General features: G+C 52.9%; 1 protein-coding gene. It reads left to right on the forward strand.

What is annotated here, in order from left to right; all coding sequences use genetic code 11:
* Positions 1 to 64 precede the first annotated feature (64 nt).
* Positions 65 to 798: transposase (locus JET16_RS29780; RefSeq protein ID WP_199624869.1), on the forward strand; the 734-nt coding region annotated here is incomplete at its 3' end.

Here is a 798-nt window from a genome sequence, read left to right on the forward strand (position 1 = left end):
ATTCGGACTTGAAATAGGAACACATGTTTGATATAATGAAAAAAATGGTACTCGGAGGTTGCTCATGGATCGGGACACGGCACACGTTTTCGCCGCCGCCATCGACGATTGGTCGGTGCTCACAGGCGCTTTCGATTTCGATCGTTACTTTCCGAACGAAGAGGTTTGCCGCGCTTACCTGTTTCTGCAGCGATGGCCTTCCGGCTTCGCGTGCCCCCGCTGCTGCGACGTCAGCGGCTACGAGATGCGGTCCCGCGATTTGGTGGAGTGCGCGAACCGCGAATGCCGATACCAGACCTCCATTACTTCAGGAACGATGTTTCATCGCACGAAGCTGCCTCTGCGCAAATGGTTTAAAGCATTGCAATTATATACAAAGCATAACGTCTACTCGCCAACGGCAATGAGCGGACTCATCAAGGTGTCGTATAAGACGGCATGGCTCCTTATTCGGAAGATGAGCACGGCGTTAAGGCATTACAACCGGGAGCTGCTAAAGGATTTGAGTCACCCGTTAGCCGTTATATTGAGCGATCCGTATGTAGAAGAGGGAATGGGGATTGACGAGCAGGCGCTGATGGCAGCCGAGTGTACGGAAGGGCCGGAGGAAGAAGGCGTGCTGCCGGCCGATCCGAAGATAGCGGCGGCGCTCAATGCGGCCGGTCTGCTGCAAAACCGAAAAATAACGACGGAAGAGTGGAAGAAGCGCCGATTCGTAACGAAAGTGCTGTTTTCGACGCCAAGATGGCAAGTGCCGAATTTTTTTATGCTGTATTTCTTCGCTTGTATTCATGCGCC

Source organism: Paenibacillus alkalitolerans (assembly GCF_016482785.1).
In the GTDB taxonomy this organism is placed as follows: Bacteria; Bacillota; Bacilli; order Paenibacillales; family YIM-B00363; genus Paenibacillus_AE; species Paenibacillus_AE alkalitolerans.